The sequence below is a fragment of the Pseudomonas laurentiana genome, assembly GCF_014648275.1.
GTDB lineage: Bacteria > Pseudomonadota > Gammaproteobacteria > Pseudomonadales > Pseudomonadaceae > Aquipseudomonas > Aquipseudomonas laurentiana.
Genome location: NZ_BMQU01000033.1, coordinates 21,580 through 28,975 on the forward strand (window position 1 = coordinate 21,580; position 7,396 = coordinate 28,975).

Genomic DNA, 7,396 nt, shown 5'->3' on the forward strand with positions numbered 1-7,396 from the left:
GGAACCGGAATATGTCAGTGCGTTGGACAACCGCGGTACTGGATACGAACATCAGCGGCGGCTTGGCAGTCGCTCACTGTGCCCAGGGTTTTCTGGTCGACGATAACGGTGCCTTGTTTTCCCGCGACTGGCTCAAGGGCCAGGGGCTGGAGGTGCTATGCGAACACGGCATCGGCCATTTCGATGGCCAACCGGTGTTCCTGTTTGAGCTGAAGGGCGAGCAGGATGTGCCTGGCTGCAGCTGGCGCGGGCTGCGCCAGTTCATGCTTGAAGGCGACTTCGAGATCTACAAGGTTCTGGGTTACGCCGCGCAAATCGCTACCTGGGCCCGTGAGCACCGCTTCTGTGGCAGTTGTGGCCAGCCGATGCAACAGATCCGCTGGGAACGCGCCATGTATTGCGAGCCGTGCGACCTGCGTTTTTACCCGCGCATCTCGCCCAGCATGATTGTGTTGATTACCCGTGGCGATGAAATCCTGCTGGCCCGTTCGCCGCGCTTTGTCACCGGGGTGTACAGCACCCTGGCAGGCTTTGCTGAGCCGGGCGAGTCTGCCGAGGACTGCCTGATTCGCGAAGTGCGCGAGGAGGTGCAGGTCGAGGTGAAGAATATCCAGTACGTCGGCAGTCAGTGCTGGCCGTTTCCGCACTCGATGATGCTGGGGTTCCATGCCGAGTACGCCGGGGGCGAGATCGTCATGCAGCCTGATGAAATCGAGGATGCCCAGTGGTTCCGGGTCGACGCATTGCCGCCATTGCCAGCAAGCCGCTCTATCGCCCGGTACCTGATTGACCTCTATGTGGCGCGCCGTTCAGGCCTGGCTGAACCAGTGCTGCCAGGCTAGGCGCACGGTCAGGCCAAGCACGACGGTAATGAACACCGGGCGGATGAACTTGGCGCCGCCGCTGATGGCGGTGCGGGCTCCAAAGAACGCACCGACCATCAGTGCCGAGCCCATGGACAGTCCGATCAACCAATCCACCTGCCCCGAAAAAATGAACACTGACAGTGCGGCGGCGTTGCTGACGAAGTTCATGCTGCGCGCCACGCCGCTGGCCCGTACCAGGTCGATGGGGTACAGCAGCAGGCTGCTGACGGTCCAGAAGGCCCCCGTGCCCGGGCCGGCAACGCCGTCATAGAATCCCAGGGAGAAGCCTTGGGGAAACTGTCGGCCTTTCTTGATCGGCGCATTGGCGTCCAGTGGCGCCTTGGGCGTGCCGCCGAACAACAGGTACACGCCGCAGGCGAAGACGATCACCGGCAGCATCTTGTTCAGCCACTCGGCAGGCAGGTAATGGGCGGTGATGGCGCCGATCAGTGCACCGATGGCTGTACCGATCAGGCCTCGACGCCATTGTATGGGGTCGAACAGCTTGCGTCGGTAGAAGGTGAAACCAGCAGTGGCCGAACCGAAGGTCGAACTGAGTTTGTTGGTGCCCAGTACCAGATGCGGTGGCAGGCCAGCGGTCAGCAGGGCGGGGGTGGTGAGCAACCCGCCGCCACCGGCGATGGCGTCGATGAAGCCGGCGACAAAGGCAACGGCGGCGAGAATGGCAAGGGTGGTAAGGTCAACACTGAGTTCAAAAGGCATGGAATCGGCTTAATTCGGCAGGGCGCAGAAGGGCCGACATGGTACCGCCCGGTGCTTGCAGGGGCCAGCCTTGCTGGCACCCACACAACCTTGTTGCCGCATTCTTGTTGCCGCATTCAGGAGAGGAAACCGCCATCGACATTCAATGCCGCACCCGTGGTGTAGCTTGAAGCGTCGCTGGCCAGGTACAGCACCGCACCCGCCATTTCCTTGGGGTCGGCCACACGCTTGAGGGGGATCTGCTGCAGGGCGGTATTCAGAATGGCGTCGTTCTTGACCAGCGCTGAGGCGAACTTGGTATCGGTCAGGCCAGGCAGCAGGGCGTTGCAGCGGATACCGAACGGGGCGCATTCCTTGGCGAAGACTTTGGTCATGTTGATCACGGCGGCTTTCGTCACCGAGTAGATGCCTTGGAACAACCCCGGTGAAACCCCATTGATCGACGCGACGTTGATAATGCTGCCGCCGCCATGTTCGCGCATGAGCTTGCCGGCTTCTACCGACATAAAGAAGTAGCCGCGGATGTTCACATCAACGGTCTTCTGGAAGGCACTCAGGTCAGTGTCCAGTACGTTGCAGAACTGCGGGTTGGTGGCCGCATTGTTGACCAGGATGTCCAGGCGACCGAATTGCCTGCGAATAGCGGTGAATACTTCATGGATCTGTTCCATTTCGCCGATGTGACATGCCATGGCGGTCGCCTTGCCACCTGTCGCAACAATGGCATCGGCGACGTGCTGGCAGCCTTCGAGCTTGCGGCTGGAGACGACGACATGCGCGCCCTGCTGGGCCAACAGGTGCGCAATGGCTTCGCCAATGCCACGGCTGGCCCCTGAAACAAAGGCGATCTTGCCGTCGAGGTCGAACAATTGGGTCTTGGACATGGGCACTTCCTTTCTTCTTGTTGGTGTCAAAGGCTGGATTTTTCGATGAGCTGCAGGCTCATGTGTTCCAGCAGTCTGTTCATGTGAACGAACTGGGCGAAGCGCTTGTCCTGGGTCTGGCCGTGATAGAAGCGGTAGTAAATCTGCTGGACGATGCCGGCCAGTCGGAACAGGCCATAGGCGTAGTAGAAGTCGAAGTTGTCCAGCGAGATACCCGCCCGTTCGGCGTAGTAATCGACAAATTGGCGGCGTGTCAACATGCCGGGGGCATTGCTCGGTTGGCGGCGCATCAGTTGTACGGGCGCAGGGTCTGTTGCTTCGATCCAGTACGCCAGGGTGTTACCCAGGTCCATCAGCGGGTCGCCGAGGGTGGTCATTTCCCAGTCCAGCACGCCAATGATGTGCATGGGGTTGGCGGCATCGAGGATTACATTGTCGAAGCGGTAGTCGTTGTGAATGATGCCCGGTTGCGGATGGTCGTCCGGCATCTTGTCGTGTAGCCAGGCAACAACGGCCTCCCAGCGCGGGGCGTCAGGGGTCAAGGCCTTCTCGTAGCGGCTGCTCCAGCCTTCGATCTGGCGCTGTACATAGCCTTCAGGCTTGCCAAGGTCCGTCAGGCCGCAGGCGTGATAGTCGACCTGATGCAGCTCGACCAGGCGATCGATGAAGCTCTTGCACAAGGCTTCGGTGCGCTCGGCATCCAGGTTCAGCTCGGCTGGCAGGTCAGCGCGCAGGATGATGCCCTTGACCCGCTCCATGACGTAGAACTCGCCGCCGATCAATGATGTGTCAGTGCAATGCACATAGGCCTTTGGGCAATAGGGGAAGCCACTGTTGAGTTGGTTGAGGATGCGGAACTCACGACCCATGTCGTGGGCCGATTTGGCCTTGTGCCCGAAAGGCGGCCGGCGCAGCACGAGTTCATGTGTCGGGTACTGCACCAGGTAGGTCAGGTTCGAGGCCCCACCGGGAAACTGGCTGATTTGCGGCGTACCGCGAAGGTCGGGAATGTGGGCTTTCAGATAAGGGTCGATGCGGGCGATGTCGAGTTCTTCGCCGGGGCGGACCTGGGTGGACTGGTCGGTGAGCGTCATGCTTATCCCTTATGATTGAGGCATGAGATTATTGGTTAATCTAATTCTGCCCCTCGGGTCGAACAAGTGCCGCTGGGCCTTATTGGCGAGCGTGTTGCCGGTCGATCAACCGCTCTGATTGGCTCGCTCTGGTCGAGGCGAAAAAAAACCGAAGCAGACAACGCTTCGGTTTTGAAGGCATCCGGCGAATTGCTTATACCGGGAACAGCTCGCTGAGCTTCATCGACAGCATCATGTCGCCTTCCACGCGCAGTTTGCCGCCCATGAAGGCCTGCATGCCGTCGGTTTCGCCGCTGACGATGCCCTTGAGGGTTTCGCTGTCCATGACCAGGGTGACGTTGGCATCTGGATTTTCGCCTTCCTGCAGGTCACAGGTGCCATCCTTGATGATCAGCGCGTAGTGCTTGTCTTCGTCGGTCACGTTGAAGCCGAATACCAGGTCCAGGCCTGCAGCGGCGGCTGGGTTGAACTTGGATTTCATGGCTTGAACGGCATCAGCTACAGAGGTCATGGTGCATTCCTTATTAAGTGATTTCGGCGACCAGCGAAGGCCGCCATGGGCCGGTACTCAACGATAGGTCATGAGTTCCGGCGCCTTCAACAACTGCACATGGGCTTGGCTGTTGAAGGAAGCCAGGGTTACCTCGCTGCCGCGAAACTTCAGGTGGCTGAGCGAGGTATTGATAATTTGCCAGTTCAGCTCGAAAGCCTGGGCTGGTGTGATTCGGGTAACCAGGTGGAGCAGGGCAGTGATGGTTCCGCCCGAGGTAAAAATCGCAACATTGTCGCCGTGCTCGGCGTGTTGCAGTACCCGCTGCAACCCGGCATTGACCCGCTCGACAAAACCTTGCCAGCTTTCCACGTCGGCGCTTGGGTAGTCCCCAGTGTGCCAGCGTTGCACGATCAGGGCGAAAATGCGCTGAAACTCGTTGCGGTGTTGTGCCGCGTTGCGCAAGACATCCAGTGCGTGCGGCTCATCGGGCAGCAGGCTCGGCAGCAAGGCGCGGATCAACGCATCCGCATCGAATTCGTTGAAGGCACTGTCGGTTTCAAGGGCGGGCACCGAGGCGCCTGCCTCCTGCATGCGCGCCAGAGCCAGGCGCCCGGTATCCTGTTGACGACGAAGATCGCCGGCCAGGCAGCGGTCCAGGCGCAGGCCAAGTTCGGCAAGGTGCTCGCCGAGTACCGTGCTCTGGCGAACACCCACGGCGGACAGGACATCGTAGTTGTCTGCACCAAAGGAGGCCTGGCCATGTCGAATCAGGTAAATGCTGCCCACGTTGCAACCGTCTGCCGGAATTAAGGGTTTCGGCGAGGTTAGGTTGCCGCTGTCAGGCTGTCAATGAAAAAACATACAAGCGTTTGAAAAGGTTGTTTGAACTGTAATGCCGGTGTTTTCAGACGCTGGTAGGGGCGCAGTAGCGCCGGTATGCTTGAGCCTTGGTTCGCGCCGTATGGGCGCAGGCATGTTAAGGAGTTACTGTGGAGTTTCTGGCTGAGTACGCAAGCTTTCTCGCCAAGACCGCGACCCTGGTGATCGCGATACTGGTTGTTTTGTCGGCCCTCGCCGGCCTGCGTGGCAAGGGGCGGCGCAAGGCCGGTGGGCAATTGCAGGTCACCAAGCTCAATGAGTTCTACAAGGAGTTGCGTGAGCGGCTGGAGACAACCCTGCTCGACAAGGCCCAACTCAAGGCCTTGCGCAAACAGCAGAGCAAGGCCGAGAAGTTGCAGAAAAAAACACCCGACGAGAAAAGCCGGGTTTTCGTGCTGGACTTTGACGGGGACATCAAGGCGTCTGCCACCGACAGCCTGCGTCACGAAATTACCGCACTGCTGACCCTGGCGACGCCACGTGACGAAGTTGTGCTGCGCCTGGAGAGCGGGGGTGGCATGGTCCACAGCTATGGGCTGGCCGCTTCGCAGTTGGCGCGCATTCGCCAGGCGGGTGTGCCACTGACCGTGTGCATCGACAAAGTCGCGGCCAGCGGCGGTTACATGATGGCCTGTATTGGCGAGAAGATCGTCAGCGCGCCGTTTGCCGTGTTGGGCTCCATTGGTGTGGTGGCCCAGTTGCCCAACGTCAACCGCCTACTGAAAAAACACGACATCGACTTTGAGGTACTGACCGCAGGTGAGTACAAGCGCACCCTGACCGTCTTTGGTGAGAACACCGACAAGGGCCGGGAGAAATTCCAGGAGGATCTGGATGTCACTCACCAGTTGTTCAAGGATTTCGTATCTCGCTATCGCCCTCAGTTGCACATCGATGAGGTTGCTACCGGGGAAGTGTGGCTGGGTGTTGCTGCGCTGAACAAGCAGTTGGTCGATGAGCTCAAGACCAGCGATGAGTACCTCAGTGACCGTGCCCGTGAGGCGAACCTCTATCACCTGCATTTTGCCGAGCGCAAAAGCCTGCAGGAGCGGGTTGGCCTGGCAGCCAGCAGTTCGATCGAGAATACGCTGGTGGGCCTGTGGAGCCGTTTGAGCCGCTGGCGCTGAGCCAACGGTGGCCCCCGTGAGGCAGCTGCTCAGGTTTTTTGCATGTCGGACTGTAAGTCTGCAAATGACCAGCTAGTCTCATTGCCTGTTGATGGCCGGTATTTTCAGGTGATCGATGGGTTACCGGTAGCGGTCTATCGCTGAAGGGGGGGCGCAAGGATGAGTGATCCTTATGTTGAAGACGATGGGGATGAGTTTCCAATCAATAGCCGGGTCCGCTGTGGCCAGGCGGCATTCAGGCTCGGCTTCGCCAATATGACTGCCGATGATGCGTCAGACCTGAACCCGCCTGCTACGCAGCAGCGGCGTCGCCTGGGTAAGTTCGTGCCCAGGGTCGTGGTACCGAAGCGTTAGCGAACAGGTTGAGAAGCGTCCTTCTATGTGTGTAATGCTGTTCATTTAAGGGCGCGACATGGCCTGAGCCGGTCTTGGCGGCGATGCGTTTCCATACGCTGAACCTGCAGACGCCGCCAAACCGTCCGTTCAGGAGGTCGTTTGTTGCTATTGGCACTTACCTCGTGAACATATCCATTTCCAGCAGTGGAACCACCGACTGGTTTCGCCTTTTACGGCGACCCACTTTTGATAGGGCGCAAAAGTGACACGCCGTAAAGGCGGAACGGGGCATCAGGCCCGACATCGCAAACGGATATGCCTGCTGTCATCAGGGGCAATGCATGTTTGTGGTTATTGGCTCTCACCTCGTGAGCATATCCACTCCCTGCGTCGGCACCACCGGCTGGTTTCGCCTTTTACGGCGACCCACTTTTGATAGGGCGCAAAAGTGGGCAAAACGCCCTGTCCCGACATCCGGCCCTACGCTGCGCTTCGGGTGCCTTCCTTACGCCATCGCTCCCGTGTGGACGCGCCGACGGGCCATCCATGGCCCATCAGCACTTGCGAGGCATCCTTGCCTCGCACCCCACTCCGCGATGGCTCCACTCAGCCTCCTGAAGGGACGTCCTGCGGCGTCTGACATTCCGTGTACTGAGAAGCAGATGCTTGCGGCTTCGCTTGCCCGCGAAGCTATTGGTTTTTTTGCGATGCTTTTTCATGCGCGGAACCCGCAGACACCGCCAAATTGTCCCTTCAGGAGGTCGAACACAGGCAGTGCGTAGCAGGGTGCAAGGCAGGGATGCCTGGCAAGGGCTGAGGGCCAGGAAGGCCCTTCAGCACGGTCCCGGCGGGAGCACTGCCGGAGTGAGAGGACCCGTAGCGCAGCGGAGGGCCGGATGTTGGGACGAGGGTTTTGGTCACTTTTGCCCCTTGTATGGACTTGAGACATCGCTGACACATGTGCGGGGACATGGTGGACACATTATCGCTTACC

The 7,396-nt window shown here is 59.5% G+C and carries 8 protein-coding genes; 3 read left to right on the forward strand and 5 right to left on the reverse strand.

The window, feature by feature from the left end:
• Positions 1 to 11: 11 nt before the first annotated feature.
• The gene (gene nudC / locus IE038_RS22315; RefSeq protein WP_163932908.1) at positions 12 to 842 is read left to right on the forward strand and encodes an NAD(+) diphosphatase; all 831 of its coding nucleotides are present in this window, start codon (positions 12 to 14) and stop codon (positions 840 to 842) included.
• Here the strand turns inward: nudC and IE038_RS22320 are convergent.
• From IE038_RS22320 to IE038_RS22340, 5 genes are all read right to left on the reverse strand, one after another.
• Positions 810 to 1,589: a TSUP family transporter gene (locus IE038_RS22320; protein WP_163932905.1), complete on the reverse strand. Its 780-nt coding sequence runs from the start codon at positions 1,587 to 1,589 to the stop codon at positions 810 to 812. The genes nudC and IE038_RS22320 overlap by 33 nt on opposite strands.
• Positions 1,590 to 1,705: 116 nt before the next feature.
• The gene (locus IE038_RS22325; protein WP_163932902.1) at positions 1,706 to 2,473 is read right to left on the reverse strand and encodes an SDR family oxidoreductase; all 768 of its coding nucleotides are present in this window, start codon (positions 2,471 to 2,473) and stop codon (positions 1,706 to 1,708) included.
• A gap of 26 nt (positions 2,474 to 2,499) precedes the next feature.
• On the reverse strand, positions 2,500 to 3,567 hold the full coding sequence (locus tag IE038_RS22330; RefSeq protein WP_189396309.1) for a phosphotransferase family protein: 1,068 nt from the start codon (positions 3,565 to 3,567) through the stop codon (positions 2,500 to 2,502).
• 193 nt (positions 3,568 to 3,760) lie between these two features.
• On the reverse strand, positions 3,761 to 4,078 hold the full coding sequence (locus tag IE038_RS22335) for an SCP2 sterol-binding domain-containing protein (protein ID WP_065757654.1): 318 nt from the start codon (positions 4,076 to 4,078) through the stop codon (positions 3,761 to 3,763).
• Positions 4,079 to 4,135: 57 nt separating this feature from the next.
• Complete coding sequence (locus IE038_RS22340; protein WP_163932899.1) at positions 4,136 to 4,846, reverse strand: histidine phosphatase family protein; 711 nt, start codon at positions 4,844 to 4,846, stop codon at positions 4,136 to 4,138.
• Positions 4,847 to 5,049: 203 nt separating this feature from the next.
• On the opposite strand from IE038_RS22340, the gene sohB reads away from it, so the two are divergent.
• Both sohB and IE038_RS22350 read left to right on the forward strand, forming a co-directional pair.
• Positions 5,050 to 6,066, forward strand: a complete 1,017-nt coding sequence (gene sohB, locus IE038_RS22345) for a protease SohB (RefSeq protein WP_189396310.1) — start codon at positions 5,050 to 5,052, stop codon at positions 6,064 to 6,066.
• Positions 6,067 to 6,225: 159 nt separating this feature from the next.
• Positions 6,226 to 6,420, forward strand: a complete 195-nt coding sequence (locus IE038_RS22350; RefSeq protein WP_163932895.1) for a hypothetical protein — start codon at positions 6,226 to 6,228, stop codon at positions 6,418 to 6,420.
• Positions 6,421 to 7,396 lie beyond the last annotated feature (976 nt).

Coding starts and splice junctions, on each gene's coding strand:
- nudC (WP_163932908.1), top strand. CDS start 12: ATGTCAGTGCGTTGGACAACCGCGGTACTGGATACGAACATCAGCGGC.
- IE038_RS22320 (WP_163932905.1), bottom strand. CDS start 1,589: ATGCCTTTTGAACTCAGTGTTGACCTTACCACCCTTGCCATTCTCGCC.
- IE038_RS22325 (WP_163932902.1), bottom strand. CDS start 2,473: ATGTCCAAGACCCAATTGTTCGACCTCGACGGCAAGATCGCCTTTGTT.
- IE038_RS22330 (WP_189396309.1), bottom strand. CDS start 3,567: ATGACGCTCACCGACCAGTCCACCCAGGTCCGCCCCGGCGAAGAACTC.
- IE038_RS22335 (WP_065757654.1), bottom strand. CDS start 4,078: ATGACCTCTGTAGCTGATGCCGTTCAAGCCATGAAATCCAAGTTCAAC.
- IE038_RS22350 (WP_163932895.1), top strand. CDS start 6,226: ATGAGTGATCCTTATGTTGAAGACGATGGGGATGAGTTTCCAATCAAT.